Raw genomic sequence first — 14866 nt, 5'->3', positions numbered from 1 at the left:
AGATTTGACCGAGTTCAACCCCCGCCGGGGCTGATGAATTTAGCGCCTGAACTGGACTTTCCCGAACCCACCTGCAAACGGCGTATCGCAGCCTTGGGCTGAGGGGCGTCACGGCGCAGCACCGACTTCAATTCCGCCACGATTCCAGACATTTCCATGCCAAACCCGACTTTTTGGCGCCCATCTGTCCCGACTGCGGATACGACAGAGAGGATCTGCCAGCGCGGGCCGTTTCGCGCCAACAGTGCCGATCCCGACGACCCGAAGGTGATGTCACAGTTGAACGTGATCAACCCTTGTCGACGCTGGAGGATACGGCAAGAGCGTTCCCGCGTGATCGCCTCGGACCGACCACGCCCGTATGAGGCGATGCTCACCTCGTTCCCAGCAACCCGGCCACTGTGCAATTCAAAGGGATCCGCAACCGAGTATGGGATCGGCTGCTCTAGCTTCATCAGCGCGACGTCAACCCGAACCGCCTCAGCCGAGAGGTTCGGATGTCGGGCGTAATCAGGATGCACAGCGATCTGGACAACCTTGCGTTCCGCCAGCGCCTTCCCATCACTCAGCCCCGCGCGAAAGGTAACCTCACCAGGTTCATAAGGAGACCCGCTAGCCCGGTTCAAAGCGCAATGCGCCGCCGTCAACACAAGGTCCTGCGCGATCAAGGTGCCTGTGCAGAACCCGTCTTGACCAATATCCAACCGACCGACAGCTTCCCAACCATAAAGATCGTCACGATCGTTCAGCGTGCGTTTCCCGCTTTGTGCAGACGCGGCGAATGTCACAGAAAAAAGGCAAATGACAGAAAAAAGAAATCGGATCATGGTTTGATGAAACGAGCGCCCACGTTGTTGCCTGATCCGTTCGAATTTGTAGAGGCGATAAACCCGCGCCCTGCCGATAATTCGGCCTGTAACACGGTCAGCGATTCTTCTACCGCTGTTCCAACGGCCACGCGCTGCCCGTTGAATTCGGCCTTGGCCGCAACAACAGACACGATCCGGGGCCGATCCCCGTCAAAGGAAAAGACAGGGGCGCCAGACGATCCGAACTCGACATCGCAGGACATGACCAACACATCAGATTTGCGGGTCATGACCGAGCACACTTCTTGCAACGAAGGCGCCTCGGCCCGGTCTTTGGCATAAGAAACCACGCCAACCTCTTCGCCTTTTGCCGGGCGGTTTCCTGTTTCAAAGGGAATGACGGTCGTGTTGCGGATTGGCTGCCAAAGCTCGATCAGCGCAATATCACTGCCGATACGCGCAGCAGATGCTTCTTCGCCATACTGGTAGTCAGGGTGAATCACGGCCCTGCGTGCGGCGCGGTATGCAGACGCGCGCCCCAGCCGCCAAGCCGCCAGAAACTCGACCTGGGCCAGTTCCACACGTTGACCTGTGACCTTGTCGAATAGGCAGTGGGCCGCAGTTAAAACCAAGGTCGGGGATATCAGCGTGCCCGTGCAAAACCCAGCGCCACCAATATCGAGGCGACCCACAGCCATCCAAGCGCGCCCCGCATCGGTGGTGTCCAGACTTTTCAGTCTGGAATCCTGTGCGTTGGCGGTCATAGGCAAACATACCAGCACTAGAGCCTTGATCCAGTTTCGCAAGCGGTTCTCCGGCGTTGCTATCTACGCATCTTCCTACGCACCGGGTGAGGCGAAAATAGGGCGCTGACATGACAGGCGGTTCCTGACCGAAACCGATGCGTTGCCGCATCAACACCTATCTAAGGATCGGGACCTCATGGTCTGACTTCCGATCCTGTTGCATGGCTCGGGGCACGGGACCTCCGGTTGCCCAGTCCAGCAATTCCACCGTGTGCAGGATCGGAACGTCGGTGCCCGAACCGATCTGCATCATGCAACCAATGTTGCCAGCGGCGATAACATCAGGGTTCTTAGCCTCAAGAGTCCTGACCTTGCGCTGTTTGAGTTTTCCAGAAATCTCAGGTTGCATCAAGTTATAGGTGCCTGCGCTGCCACAGCACAAATGACTGTCCGCCGGCTCGACCACGGTGAAACCCGCGCGTTTCAACAAGTCTTTGGGGTGCGTCTTGATCTTTTGGCCGTGTTGCAGGGAACATGCTGCGTGATAGGCGACGGTCATGTCCTTGTCGGTGCCGTCCGGCAGGTCAAGCTGAACCAACAGCTCGCTGATATCCATTGCGATCGAGGATACCCGCGCCGCGTCTTCGGCCAATGCATCGTTTCGGAACATATGCCCGTAATCCTTGACGGTCGTACCGCAGCCAGACGTGTTGATGACAATCGCATCCAGCCCGTCTTTGTCCATCTCGGCTGTCCAAGCGCGGATATTCGCGGCAGCGGCCTTATGGCTGTCGTCTGATTTGCCCATGTGATGAGTCAGGGCACCACAGCATCCGGCCCCCTCGGCCACGACAACTTCGCAGTCCATACGGGTCAACAAACGAATGGTGGCATCGTTGATATCCGTATTCAGAGCCTTTTGCGCGCAACCCGTCATCAACGCGATGCGCTTTCTGCGTGCACCTTTAGGCGCAAAGCTTTGGGGATCATCGTTACGACTCACCGGTGGGATATGTTTCGGTGCCATGTCCAGCATTGCGCGCAGCCGCGCGTCGGGCATCAGGAATTTGAACGGCCTGCCGAGTTTCGCACCGATCAACGCCCAGCGGAACCGCATCGGATAGGGCAGGATTTGCGCCAGAACCCAGCGCAATGCACGGTCTGACAAGGGCCGTTTGTAATTCTGTTCGATATACTCGCGGGCATGATCCACCAGATGCATGTAGTGCACGCCCGAGGGACAGGTCGTCATGCACGCCAGACAGGACAAGCAGCGGTCAATGTGCTTGACGGTTTTTTCATCCGGAACACGCTCGTTCTCCAGCATGTCCTTGATCAGGTAGATGCGTCCCCGCGGGCTGTCCAACTCATCCCCAAGAACCTGATAAGTGGGACAGGTCGCAGTGCAAAACCCGCAGTGCACGCAATTGCGCAGGATTTCGTTCGAGCGTTTGATGCCCGGGTCTCGCAGTTGCTCTTCGGAAAACGTCGTCTGCATTTTTCTATCCCATCAGTCCCGGGTTGAACAAACCACGCGGATCAAATTTCTGCCGAAGTCCTTGTGTTAGAGCCGCCACACCAGCTGTTTCGGGTTGGAAACGGCCCAATGCTGTGATGGTTTCTGTATCCGCTCGGACAATCGTCGCATGACCGTCGAACGCACCTAGACGTGCGTGCAGATCAACGCCCTTGGGAACAAGCGCCCAGATCAATCCGCCGCCCCAATCAAACAGAGTCTGGCTTGCGTCCAGACGCGCGGACACCTCTGGCGCGTCCGTCGGTTTGACCGAGATACGCCATACATCGCCCTCCTTGTCATGGAACGCAGCGGCATCCCGAATGTCGCGCCACAAGTCAGGCAAGCCCTCGACCTCTTCTGGCGCGCCAAAACCGGCCAGTGTGGATTTCAACTGCTCCACCCTGTAAGCTACCGAATCCGCAAACCCTTCCAGCCGCAGCAACGCGCAGCCTGATTGCGGGTCATAGGCTGCACCGCTTACCTCGAACGGGGATTTCAATGCAGCAGAGAGCACCTGAATTGCCGTTCCTGCATCCGCGACCGGGATTTGCAGCGTTGCGATCGCCTCGGGCTTGGGCAGCACTTTCAGCGAAACCTCGGTCAACACGCCCAGCGTTCCCCAGGCACCGCTCATCAACTTGACCAGGTCATACCCGGTCACGTTTTTCATCACCCGCCCGCCATTCTTTACGATCTGACCCCGACCGTCGACGTAACGGACGCCCAGCAGGAAATCGCGGCACGCCCCCGCCTGAATCCGGCGCGGCCCCGAGATATTGGCGGCCACGACGCCACCAATCGTCGGTGTGCCATTGGTACCCAACAGGCCGCGATGATCCATCGGTTCGAACGCCAATTGTTGACCTTCGGCGTCCAGCGCGGCCTCGATCTCAGTCACGGGGGTTCCGGCTTGCGCCACGATCGTCAGCGCGCCTGGCTCATACAAGGTAATCCCGCTCAAACCGCTAGTTTCAACAAGGTCATCCGGCCCGCCGATCCCTCGGGTTCCACCACCGGCAATTCGCACGGGCCCTTGCAGTCCGGCCACTATCTCGGCCAGTTCGGCCTCTGTTTCAGGTCTCATGACACTTCTTCTGTTTTAAAATACTTCGGGGGAATCGCGGCCTGCCGCGATGGGGGCAGCGCCCCCTACTCAGCAGCGATCCTGCGAACTTCGGACACATCCAGCGGGAACACTTTGGCCGGGTTCAAAAGCCAGTTTGGATCGAACACATCCTTTACCGCCATCTGCGCCTCAAGGTCCGCAGGCGCGTATTGGTGCGACATCAGATCCCGCTTTTCGATCCCCACGCCATGTTCGCCGGTCAGACATCCCCCCACATCCACACACAGCTTCAGAATATCCGCCCCGAACGCCTCGCATTTCTCAAGGTCGCCGGGCTTGTTGGCGTCAAAAAGGATCAGTGGATGCATATTCCCATCACCCGCGTGGAACACGTTGCCCACCGGCAATCCGTAATCCTCGCTCAGCTCTCCGATCCGGCGCAACACCTGTGGAAGAGCAGACACAGGGATCGTCCCGTCAAGACACATGTAATCGTTCATCTGCCCCATCGCACCAAAGGCCGATTTGCGCCCAAGCCAGATTTTGGCGCTTTCCTCGGCCGATTGGCTTTCGCGCAGCTCAACGGGGTTGTGGCGCTTCGCGATCTCGACGATCTTCGACAGTTGATAGTCGATTTCGGCCTCGGACCCTTCAACCTCGACGATCAGCAGGGCGTGGCAATCGGGATAACCGGCATGGGCAAAGTTCTCGCACGCCTTGATACAGAGCGTATCCATGAACTCGATCGCCACGGGCAGGATTCCCGACTTGATGATGTCAGACACACATTGCCCGGCGACTTCGTTATCATCGAACCCCATCAGCACAGGCCGCGCGCCCTCGGGCTTGCGTAGGATGCGCAGGGTAGCCTCGGTCACGACGCCCAATTGCCCCTCGGACCCGCAGACCACACCCAGCAGGTCCAACCCGCCTGCATCAAGATACGCGCCGCCAATCTCGACCACGCTGCCATCCATCATGACCATCGTGACGCCCAGCAGATTGTTCGTGGTCACGCCGTATTTCAGACAATGCGCCCCACCTGAATTCATCGCGATATTCCCCGCAATCGCGCAGGCCAGTTGCGACGAAGGGTCGGGCGCATAAAAGAAGTCATCTTCTTCCACGGCCCCGGTCACGCTCAGGTTTGTGCGCCCCGTCTGGACCCGGATAAATCGGTTGTCATAGTCGACCTCCAACACCTCATTCATACGTGCGACACCCAGAATGACACTGTCCGCCGTGGGCAATGCGCCACCGGCCAGAGATGTCCCCGAGCCGCGCGGCACCACCGGAACGCCTTCTTCGTTGCAGATGCGCAGCACGTCCGAGACCTCGGCTGTCGTGGATGGCAGAACAGCCAGCATCGGAGGGCAACGATAGGCCGTCAGCGCATCGCACTCATAAGCGCGTGTCTCAGTCGGATCGTGGATCACGGCGTCTTCGGGCAGAACCTGTAACAGGCGTCGCAGGACCACATCCTTGCGGCGCAGAATGTCTGGGTTTGGCTTTGGCATTTCCATGGCGGGTCCTCCGTTTGGTAAAATAATATTACCAATTTTCCGATCTGGCAAGTTGCGACGTCACGACTTAGTGTCGCGCGCATGTCCTGGATTGATCAAACATTGCCCTTCGCGCCGCTGGACTTTGTCGGCATCGCCCTGCTGATCGGCGCATGGCTGTGGATCGGCTGGCGTATCGAGAATCCGTCGCCCGGCAAACCCTCGGTCGGGATGATAATGGATGACTATCGCCGCGACTGGATGAAGGAAATGGTCACCCGTCAGCCGCGCATGTTCGACGCGCAGGTGGTCGGCACAATGCGGCAGGGCAGCACGTTCTTTGCCTCGACCACGATGATCGCCATCGGGGGTGGATTGGCCCTGTTGGGCAATACGGAACGGCTGGCCGGGCTGGCGCAGGATCTGGCGCTGGGAACGGCCCCCGCGATGGTGTGGGAGGTCAAGATTCTGATCATCCTGCTGTTTTTGGCCAACGCCTTTCTAAAATACGTCTGGGCACACCGATTGTTTGGCTATTGCGCCGTGCTGATGGCCGCTGTCCCCAATGAACCCGAAGACCCTGCCGCTTATCCCCGTGCCGCCCAAGCGGCCGAGATTTGCGTCACCGCCGCGCGCAGCTTCAATCGGGGCCTGCGGGCGACCTATTTCGCGCTGGCGGCTGTGGCGTGGATACTGGGACCTCTGGCTCTGATTGCAGGTACGGTGACGACACTTGCCATGCTGTATCGGCGTGAGTTCGCATCGCATTCGCGCACGGTTCTGCTCAACACTGGATCGTGATCGCCGGGTCGCACCAAACCGATTAGGTTCACATCATGAGATATCTTGTTCTGACCGCCCTTCTGGCCACTCCCGCCTTTGCCGACGATCCCGTGATTGAAAACGTCACCGCGCAACAGAGCGGTGGGACATGGCGATTCGACGTGACTGTCCTTCACCCCGAAACGGGTTGGGACGATTATGCCGATGGCTGGCGGGTGCTGGATATGCAGGGGCAAGAGCTGGGAATGCGCGTGCTACACCACCCGCATGAGAATGAACAGCCATTTACCCGATCCCTTAGCGGTGTGACGATTCCTGACGGCGTCACGCAAGTTCAGGTACAGGCCCGCACCAATACGGATGGGTGGGCCAAAGATACCTATGTGGTCGACCTGAACTGAGGTCAGAACACGCCCATTTGCAACCCGGCGGCCATGGACAGTCCAAGCTCTCGACAGGTTTCAAGCTGGTCGGAAGGGATGGTTTTCGCGGCCAATATCGCCTCGGGCGTTTGTGCATGGGTGCAGATGATCAAAGGCGGCTGCACCTCTTTCAGCCGCCAGCCAGTTGCGATGCGGGCGATCTGGCGGGCCGCGTTTTCGCCATCGGACCCGGCGCAGATCATCTGGGCATAGGGGCGGCCCTCGATCCGGCCCAGCACCGGGTAATAGCTGCGATCAAAAAATTCCTTCATCAGACCCGAAATCGCAGCAAGATTCTCGGGCGCGCAGAAGACATAGCCCTCGGCTTGCAGCAGATCATCGGGTCCAGCCTGATCAGCGGTTTTCAGGATAACATCTGCTTCACCCTGCGCGGCCCGGGCCGCAGCTTCGGCCATCTGCCGGGCTCCGCCGGTGCGCGAGTGGTAAACGATCAATAGCTGCGCCATGGTCAGACCCGGTGATAGGGACCGCCAGACAGAATGGTTGCGGCCCGATAGAGTTGCTCGGCCAGCATCACACGGACCAGCATATGGGGCCAGACCATCGACCCGAATGAGAGGGAAAAATCCGCCTGCGAACGCAAATTAGGGTCTATTCCGTCCGCTCCGCCGATGATCAGCGCCAGATCCTGCCGCCCGGCGTCACGCCAACTGCCTAGTTTTTTCGCAAAATCAGGTGAGGACATCACCCGCCCGCGTTCATCCAACGTACAGATCACGGCCCCTTTGGGCAGCGCCTTGCGCAGCAAAGTCGCCTCGGCCCCCATGCCCGCGTTTTTCTTGTCTTCAACCTCGATCACCCGCGCGGGGCCAAGGCCCAAGGCGCGCCCGGTCCGATCAAAGCGTGTCAGGTAATCGTCAAGCAGGGTTTTCTCGGGTCCGGCGCGCAATCGCCCGACCGCAACTATGCTGATCCGCATATCTCTCTCGCCTCCGGCCCTTCAATACAGGCCGGGATGGCGCCTCAGTTGGCTGAGGCGCTGCCGCCCGCAGGCAGCCACATCTTTTCCAGCTGATAGAATTCACGCACTTCGGGGCGGAAGATATGGACGATCACATCGCCCGTATCAATCAACACCCAGTCGCCGGCATCCTTACCTTCGACCTTCGAGGTGAAACCGAATTCTTGCTTGATGCGATCCGTCAGCTTTTCCGCCATGGCCGCCACCTGACGGGTCGACCGACCCGAGGCAATCACCATGTGATCCGCAACAGAAGACTTACCTTGCAGGTTGATCTGCACGACGTCTTCGGCCTTGTCATCGGAAAGTGAGGAAAGGATACGCTCAAGCAGCTTGTCGCTGATTGACTGAGAGTGGGCCATCACGCTGGCCCCGTCATCGGCGGGCAAACCCGCCTGGGTATGTAGAGACAGGACATAGTCCTCCTTTGCTGCGCGCCATGCAATCCCGGCGCCGGGGTACTAATAAGGTAACAAGGGGATTGCAACATTTCAATGAAGCGCCACGCAACGCAGGCTCAATCCTCTGCGATCTGTTGCGAGCCTGCGTCGGGCAGCAGCCGCACCTCGCGCTGCGGGAAGGGTATCGATATGCCCTCGGCGTGGAATGCATCCCACAGCGCCAGATAGACATTGCCGCGGATATTGGTCAGCCCCTTGGTCGGGTCACTAATCCAAAAGCGCAGGACATAGTCTACGCTGCTGTCGGCGAACCCAGTGATATGGCAGACCGGCTCATGAGACCCGCCGCTCAATACCCGCGACACGGTTTTAACGGAATTGACGGCTGTCGAGCGGACCTTGTGCGGGTCGTCGGAATAGCTGGTGCCAAACTCTAGATCCAGCCGCACGAATTTGTCGGAATGCGACCAGTTCACCACCTGATTGGTGATCAAGTCCTCGTTCGGGATCAGGTACTCCCGCCCGTCGCGCGTTACGACCGAGACATAGCGTGCGCCCAGCGCGTTGATCCAACCGAACGTGTCCCCCAGCGAGATTACATCGCCCGGCTTGATCGACCGATCCATCAGGATGATGATCCCTGAAATCAGGTTCGACACCACCTTTTGCAGTCCGAATCCGATCCCCACACCAATCGCGCCGGACAGCAGCGCGATACCGGTCAGGTCAAAGCCCAGCGTGCGGATCGCGACCAGAAAAACCCCGCCATAGATCAAAACCTGAATGCCTTTGGCCAGCAGCACCTGCATCGACGGGGTGATATCGTCATTGCTCATCAAGCCGCGCTCGGCTGCACGGGTTCCAACGCGCGCCAGCGTCAACAGAATGCCGATCAGCAGAACAGCCTTGAGAATCCCAAGGGCCGAGATGTGCAGGTCACCTATGGAAATCGCCACTCCATCCATAAACCCGGCCACGTCGTCGGTCAGGTTCAGGGCAACAAGCGTTGCATAGACCCACATTGCCCATTTGAAGATGCGTCGCAGCGTTCGGTTCCGCACCAACCGTGCCACCAGTGCAATCGCCAGCCACGCAGCGGCCAAGGTTGCGATCACGCCGATTATGTAACTGCGCGAAGGCCATGTGATCTGCTGCATGACCAGATACAGCGCCCATGACAGCACCACGAAATACACCAGTGTCAGGCGCTGCATCAGTTGTACAAGAACCCGCAAACGCCACTTAGGCCACCCGGTGCGCGAGCGCGCCCAGGTATCCCAACGGCCCTGGGTCAGCAGCTTTAGAACAAATGCCGCTCCCCACAGACAAAGGATGATAATAATCTGGTACTGCCGCCAGCCCGGTGTGACGATCAGTTCGGCAAAATTTTCAAACTGAGAGGAGAAGGCCGCGACCATATCGTCATAAAGCTTTGACACCGAACTTGGGATCAGGTCTTGGTTCATGCAGCGCCTCCTCACGACCAGATTGAAGACCAAAGCCCCACGATGCAAGTCCGCGGCGGTTTTGAACCTTGATTGCCGGGATCGCGCGATATATCTGGTGCGCATGAGACTCAATGTGGCCCAACTTCAGAATCTGGAAGATCGCGCGCGTCTGCGCGAACGGTTCTATGGGGCTGCCCGCACGGTTCTGGCGCGCCTACGCGCAGCCTAAGCCACCTCGCCAGCTATTTCTCATTACATACGGGAGAGGACCGATGTCCCCCAAAACGCTCTATGACAAGATCTGGGATGCCCATGTCGCCCACGAAGCCGATGATGGCACCTGCCTGCTGTATATCGACCGCCATCTGGTTCACGAAGTGACCAGCCCGCAGGCCTTCGAAGGCCTGCGCATGGCGGGCCGCAAGGTGCGTGCGCCGGAAAAAACCATCGCCGTGCCGGATCACAACGTGCCCACCACACCAGACCGGGTGAACGGGATCGAAAACCCGGAATCGCGCATTCAGGTTGAAGCACTGGACAAGAACGCCAAGGATTTTGGCATTCACTATTACCCGGTGCATGACGTCCGTCAGGGCATCGTCCACATCGTTGGCCCTGAACAGGGTTGGACCCTGCCCGGCATGACCGTCGTCTGCGGCGACAGCCACACCGCCACCCACGGCGCGTTTGGCGCGCTGGCCCACGGTATCGGTACGTCCGAGGTTGAACACGTTCTGGCCACTCAGACCCTGATCCAGAAGAAATCCAAGAACATGAAGGTGGAAATCACCGGCAAATTGCAGCCGGGCGTAACCGCCAAAGATATCACTCTGGCCGTGATCGGTGAAACCGGCACCGCCGGCGGCACCGGCTACGTCATCGAATATTGCGGCGAAGCGATCCGCGATCTGTCGATGGAAGGCCGCATGACCGTCTGCAACATGGCCATCGAAGGCGGTGCCCGCGCGGGCCTGATCGCCCCCGATGAGACCACGTTCGAATATGTCAAAGGTCGCCCGCATGCCCCGAAAGGTGCCCAGTGGGAAGCCGCGATGGAGTGGTGGAAAACGCTTTATACCGATGAAGGCGCACATTTCGACAAGGTCGTGACCCTTCGCGGTGAAGACATCGCGCCTGTCGTCACATGGGGTACCAGCCCCGAAGACGTGCTGCCAATCACCGCAACCGTGCCGAACCCCGAAGATTTCGAAGGCGGCAAGGTCGACGCGGCGCGCCGTTCGATCGAATATATGGGTCTGGAAGCCGGTCAGAAACTCAGCGACGTGGAAATCGACACCGTCTTTATCGGGTCGTGCACCAATGGCCGGATCGAAGACCTGCGCGCCGCTGCTGAAATACTGAAGGGCAAAAAGATCAAGGACGGGATGCGCGCCATGGTCGTGCCCGGCTCGGGCCTTGTACGCCTGCAGGCCGAAGAAGAAGGTCTGGCGGATATCTTCAAAGAGGCCGGTTTCGAATGGCGTCTGGCGGGATGTTCCATGTGTCTGGCGATGAACCCCGACCAGTTGCAACCGGGCGAGCGCTGCGCCGCAACCTCGAACCGCAACTTTGAGGGCCGTCAGGGGCGGGGTGGACGCACCCATCTTCTTAGCCCGGCGATGGCTGCCGCGGCGGCAATCACAGGACGGCTGACAGACGTCCGCGAAATGATGTAAGCTACCCTCATATCTGAATATTTGAGGGAGAGACTGAAATGAGTGATTGGGTCAAATGGCTCTTGTTGGGGCTACTTTCGATTGCGTTTGGCATCTTTGTGCTGGGCGCGCCGGTGGTGGCTTCGATAGCTGTGACAGTGGTAACTGGCGTGTTGCTGCTGATATCGGGCGCGTTGCAGGTCGTCGGCGGATTTTCCGTCGAAGGCACCGGCAACAAGATTCTGTCATTCATCATGGGTGCCGTGATGCTGTTCCTCGGCTGGAACTTCATGTCCCAGCCGCTTGCAGGAACGCTCACCCTGGCGGTGGTCATGTTGATCCTGTTCATGGCAGGCGGCATCGCGCGGGTTATCCTGTCGTTCCAAATGCGCGGAACACAGTATTTCTGGCCGACAATGATCTCGGGCATCTTGTCGATCGTGCTCGCGGGTATCATCTGGACCTATGTAGGAAGTGAACCAGCAGTGCTGATGAGCATTCTGGGTATCTTCCTGGGGGTCGAGATGCTGTTCAACGGGTTCGGTTTGGTCTTCATGGCGTTCTTCGTCAAGAACGCACCCAACGACGCAACAACGGAAGCGAAACAAGCTTAAACGCGGGGCAAGGGGTCGGCCCTCTCCCGCAGGAGTGTAAACATGGAAAAGTTTGACAAAGTCCACGGGGTGGCCGCCCCAATGCCACTGATCAATATCGACACCGATATGATCATCCCCAAAGTGCACCTGAAAACCATCAAACGGTCCGGCCTTGGCGTCGTGCTGTTTGACGAGATGCGCTATCACGAGCACGGCGGCGAGAACGAAGACTTCGTTCTGAACAAACCTGCCTACCGCAATACCGAGATTCTGGTGGCCGGTGACAATTTCGGCTGCGGCTCGTCGCGCGAACACGCACCTTGGGCGATCAAGGATTTCGGCATCAAGGTTGTAATTTCGACCAGCTTTGCCGACATCTTCTTTAACAACTGCTTCAAGAACGGCATCCTGCCCATCGTGGTCGAGGAAGAGCATCATGCGATCCTGATGGATGACGCGCATAAAGGCGAAAACGCCCGCATGACCGTGCATCTTGAAGATCAGAAGATCACAACATCGGATGGCGTCGAAATCGCGTTCGACATCGACCCGCACCGCAAGCACTGCCTGCTGAACGGTCTGGACGATATCGGCCTGTCGATGGAGAAAGAACATCACATCGACAAATTCGAGGATCACGCGAGTCAGGCCCGCCCCTGGGTATGATTCTGTGGATGATTCTGTGAACACTCAACCTAAAGGGGTCGCTTAAGCGGCCCCTTTCGCATTCTAGGGGTTGAATTCGCGGCAACCACAACATGTAGGGGCAATGCTAAATTACACGTCGGATTTGCGTCAGCAATGATGCAAACCCGCACCAATTTCGCCATCATTTTGCCCAAAATCACGTGTTTTCTGCACCTTGGCTTGAGTGGAGTGCCTGAGGCAGCCAGTGTTGGCGCTAAAGAGGCATCCGTCAAAAAACAAACGGCGGGCACAAGTTGGAATGAAGTCGGCACAGAACCGACCGGTCCAGTTTGAAAGGGTTCGGATAGTGATTGCGCGCACAACAGGGGCGGCAATACGGGGAATATTGGTTGCGTTGATCGTGCTGACCCCCGCGTTGTATCTGCCCGCATCGTCAACGAATGGGACCGAGATCGTCGTGTTTCTCGCCATTCTTGCGTTTTTCCTGACCTTTGCCGAATACAACTCGGCCTTCCCCAGCTTTATTGAGTTCCGGGACGCGCCCCCGGTGAACCGGCTGCGATTTGTTGGTCTGGTCACAATGATCATGTTTTTGACACTGATCTGTAAGAACGCCTATGCGCCGACCCATCTGACAACTGTCTTTTATTCGGTTGGCCTGAGCGTGGCCAATATCGTCGACTTTCCGTATTCGCCAGTTCGCCTGATCGTGCTGATGCTGCCTGTAGATGCCAGCTCGCCCCTGATCGAACTGGTTCGCATATCTGCCAGTGTCGCTTATCTCACGGCATTGGTTACGATTGGCAGCTTTGCCTACGCCGTGAAATTGCGTGGCTGGCCTACAGGCAACGGTGCGTTCAATGTCTGGACCAACCTGCCCTTGTTCGATCCGACCAAAGGCGGCGATGTGGTCACGCGCCTTCAGCGCGATGGGCGGCTCAACATCTCGATCGGGGTGCTGCTGCCGTTCCTGATCCCCGCGATGATAAAGATGCTGACGAATTATGCGGATCCCATTTCACTCAGCAATCCGCAGACCCTGATTTGGACCATGAGCGCATGGGCTTTCCTGCCCGCCAGCATGATCATGCGCGGCATGGCGACCCTTCGTATCGCGAACCTGATCGTTGAAAAACGTCGCGCCTATTCCACGGCCGAGTCCACTCAGACCGCATGATCCGAATACTATTCCTGCTAGTACTGCCCCTTATGGCGCAGGCTGAGACTGTGCGCGTGGCAACTTTTAACACCGAACTCAGCCGCGATGGGCCGGGCCTATTGCTCAGGGATATTCGGCGCGGCGACGCACAGGTTCAGGCTGTGGTGCAGGTGTTGACAGCGGTCAACCCCGATATTGTCGCGTTGCAGGGTGTCGACTGGGACTTTGGCGGCGAAACGCTTGCCGCATTGACTGAACAGTTGCGAGAGGCCGGTTTGGACTACCCCCATCAGTTTGCCGCTCGGCCAAATTCGGATTTGGAGACAGGCCTGGATATGGACGGCGACGGTCGCACCCATGGTCCGGGCGACGCGCAGGGTTGGGGCAAATACACCGGGCATGGCGGCATGGCGGTCCTGTCGCGTTATCCCATCAACCAAGACGAGGTTCAGGATTTTTCGCCTTTGCTCTGGCGGGACCTGCCGGATGCGCAATTGCCTGTATTGGACGGGCAACTTTATCCGTCAGAAGACGCGCAAATGGTACAGCGGTTGCCTTCGGTCGCACAGTGGGTGGTTCCGGTTGATACACCTTTTGGGCCGGTCGACCTGATGACTTTTCATGCGGCACCCCCCGTTTTTGACGGACCGGAAGATCGGAACGGGCTCCGCAATCACGATGAGATACAGGTGTGGTCGCACGTTCTGGAAGGTCGGCTAGGCAGCGCCCCTAAAGGCCCTTACGTGATCGCCGGGGATGCCAATCAGGACCCGACCCGCGGAGAGGGGCGTAAACAGGCGATTAAGGCGCTTTTGTCCCATCCCCTGCTACAAGACCCCCAGCCGCGTGACGCGACAGGCGACTTGGCGACGGTCACTTGGAAAGCAACGGGTGATATGCGGGTGGATTACGTGTTGCCCTCAGCCCATTGGACGGTTCGGGACTGCGGTGTTTATTGGCCTGATACAGGGACCGAAGGGCGAACGGCGGCGCAAACAGCAAGCCGCCATCGGCTGGTTAGGGTCGATCTGGAATTGGAGTGAAACTGACAAAACAGGGCAACCGGTTGGCTGCCCTGTCCTTTGTCGAGGATCGTCTTCAAACCCTGAAGAACTCGTTACCCAAAATAT

Annotated in this window: 17 protein-coding genes; 8 read left to right on the top strand and 9 right to left on the bottom strand. The window is 58.3% G+C overall.

What is annotated here, in order from left to right:
• Positions 1-14: 14 nt before the first annotated feature.
• The 5 genes from GOV87_RS16190 to GOV87_RS16170 all read right to left on the bottom strand — a co-directional run bounded on the left by GOV87_RS16190 (position 15) and on the right by GOV87_RS16170 (position 5663).
• Positions 15-827, bottom strand: coding sequence for a serine protease (locus tag GOV87_RS16190; protein ID WP_171212465.1), 813 nt, complete (start codon positions 825-827; stop codon positions 15-17).
• Positions 824-1573, bottom strand: coding sequence for a serine protease (locus GOV87_RS16185; RefSeq protein ID WP_171125892.1), 750 nt, complete (start codon positions 1571-1573; stop codon positions 824-826). The genes GOV87_RS16190 and GOV87_RS16185 overlap by 4 nt, the downstream gene beginning before the upstream one ends.
• A gap of 157 nt (positions 1574-1730) precedes the next feature.
• Positions 1731-3053: a glycolate oxidase subunit GlcF gene (gene glcF, locus GOV87_RS16180; RefSeq protein WP_171212464.1), complete on the bottom strand. Its 1323-nt coding sequence runs from the start codon at positions 3051-3053 to the stop codon at positions 1731-1733.
• Positions 3054-3057: 4 nt separating this feature from the next.
• Positions 3058-4158, bottom strand: coding sequence for an FAD-binding protein (locus GOV87_RS16175; RefSeq protein ID WP_171212463.1), 1101 nt, complete (start codon positions 4156-4158; stop codon positions 3058-3060).
• 65 nt (positions 4159-4223) lie between these two features.
• Positions 4224-5663: an FAD-linked oxidase C-terminal domain-containing protein gene (locus GOV87_RS16170; RefSeq protein ID WP_171126654.1), complete on the bottom strand. Its 1440-nt coding sequence runs from the start codon at positions 5661-5663 to the stop codon at positions 4224-4226.
• Positions 5664-5744: 81 nt separating this feature from the next.
• Between GOV87_RS16170 and GOV87_RS16165 the strand changes: the two genes are divergently transcribed.
• Together GOV87_RS16165 and GOV87_RS16160 are read left to right on the top strand one after the other, a co-directional pair.
• Positions 5745-6443, top strand: a complete 699-nt coding sequence (locus GOV87_RS16165; RefSeq protein ID WP_171125884.1) for a DUF599 domain-containing protein — start codon at positions 5745-5747, stop codon at positions 6441-6443.
• A 35-nt stretch (positions 6444-6478) separates the two neighbouring features.
• Positions 6479-6826, top strand: a complete 348-nt coding sequence (locus GOV87_RS16160; protein WP_171212462.1) for a hypothetical protein — start codon at positions 6479-6481, stop codon at positions 6824-6826.
• A 2-nt stretch (positions 6827-6828) separates the two neighbouring features.
• Here GOV87_RS16160 and GOV87_RS16155 read toward each other — a convergent pair whose 3' ends face one another.
• From GOV87_RS16155 to GOV87_RS16140, 4 genes are all read right to left on the bottom strand, one after another.
• Positions 6829-7314 carry a flavodoxin family protein gene (locus GOV87_RS16155; protein ID WP_171212461.1) on the bottom strand — a complete coding sequence of 162 codons (486 nt, stop codon included), beginning with the start codon at positions 7312-7314 and terminating at the stop codon, positions 6829-6831.
• Positions 7315-7316: 2 nt separating this feature from the next.
• Positions 7317-7787, bottom strand: coding sequence for a 23S rRNA (pseudouridine(1915)-N(3))-methyltransferase RlmH (gene rlmH / locus GOV87_RS16150; protein ID WP_171212460.1), 471 nt, complete (start codon positions 7785-7787; stop codon positions 7317-7319).
• Between the two features lie 44 nt (positions 7788-7831).
• Entirely contained in the window at positions 7832-8191 is a 360-nt protein-coding gene (gene rsfS, locus GOV87_RS16145; RefSeq protein WP_170353820.1) for a ribosome silencing factor, read from the bottom strand.
• A gap of 155 nt (positions 8192-8346) precedes the next feature.
• Positions 8347-9696: a mechanosensitive ion channel family protein gene (locus GOV87_RS16140; RefSeq protein WP_171212459.1), complete on the bottom strand. Its 1350-nt coding sequence runs from the start codon at positions 9694-9696 to the stop codon at positions 8347-8349.
• A gap of 115 nt (positions 9697-9811) precedes the next feature.
• Here GOV87_RS16140 and GOV87_RS16135 point away from each other — a divergent pair, with 115 nt between their 5' ends.
• From GOV87_RS16135 to GOV87_RS16110, 6 genes are all read left to right on the top strand, one after another.
• Positions 9812-9907 (top strand): isopropylmalate isomerase, encoded by a 96-nt coding sequence (locus GOV87_RS16135; protein ID WP_254428854.1) that lies wholly within the window; start codon positions 9812-9814, stop codon positions 9905-9907.
• Positions 9908-9950: 43 nt separating this feature from the next.
• The gene (gene leuC, locus GOV87_RS16130) at positions 9951-11354 is read left to right on the top strand and encodes a 3-isopropylmalate dehydratase large subunit (RefSeq protein ID WP_171125874.1); all 1404 of its coding nucleotides are present in this window, start codon (positions 9951-9953) and stop codon (positions 11352-11354) included.
• A gap of 38 nt (positions 11355-11392) precedes the next feature.
• Positions 11393-11947 carry an HdeD family acid-resistance protein gene (locus GOV87_RS16125; protein WP_171126650.1) on the top strand — a complete coding sequence of 185 codons (555 nt, stop codon included), beginning with the start codon at positions 11393-11395 and terminating at the stop codon, positions 11945-11947.
• A 42-nt stretch (positions 11948-11989) separates the two neighbouring features.
• Positions 11990-12595 carry a 3-isopropylmalate dehydratase small subunit gene (gene leuD / locus GOV87_RS16120; protein WP_171125870.1) on the top strand — a complete coding sequence of 202 codons (606 nt, stop codon included), beginning with the start codon at positions 11990-11992 and terminating at the stop codon, positions 12593-12595.
• Between the two features lie 328 nt (positions 12596-12923).
• Complete coding sequence (locus GOV87_RS16115; protein ID WP_171126649.1) at positions 12924-13754, top strand: hypothetical protein; 831 nt, start codon at positions 12924-12926, stop codon at positions 13752-13754.
• Positions 13751-14779: an endonuclease/exonuclease/phosphatase family protein gene (locus tag GOV87_RS16110; protein ID WP_171212458.1), complete on the top strand. Its 1029-nt coding sequence runs from the start codon at positions 13751-13753 to the stop codon at positions 14777-14779. The genes GOV87_RS16115 and GOV87_RS16110 overlap by 4 nt, the downstream gene beginning before the upstream one ends.
• Positions 14780-14866: the final 87 nt, after the last annotated feature.

It is taken from the genome of Ruegeria sp. HKCCA5426, from assembly GCF_013034585.1.
Taxonomy (GTDB): Bacteria; Pseudomonadota; Alphaproteobacteria; order Rhodobacterales; family Rhodobacteraceae; genus Ruegeria.
Note: the sequence above shows the minus strand (reverse complement) of the source record. Positions and strands in the feature narration are given on the sequence as shown.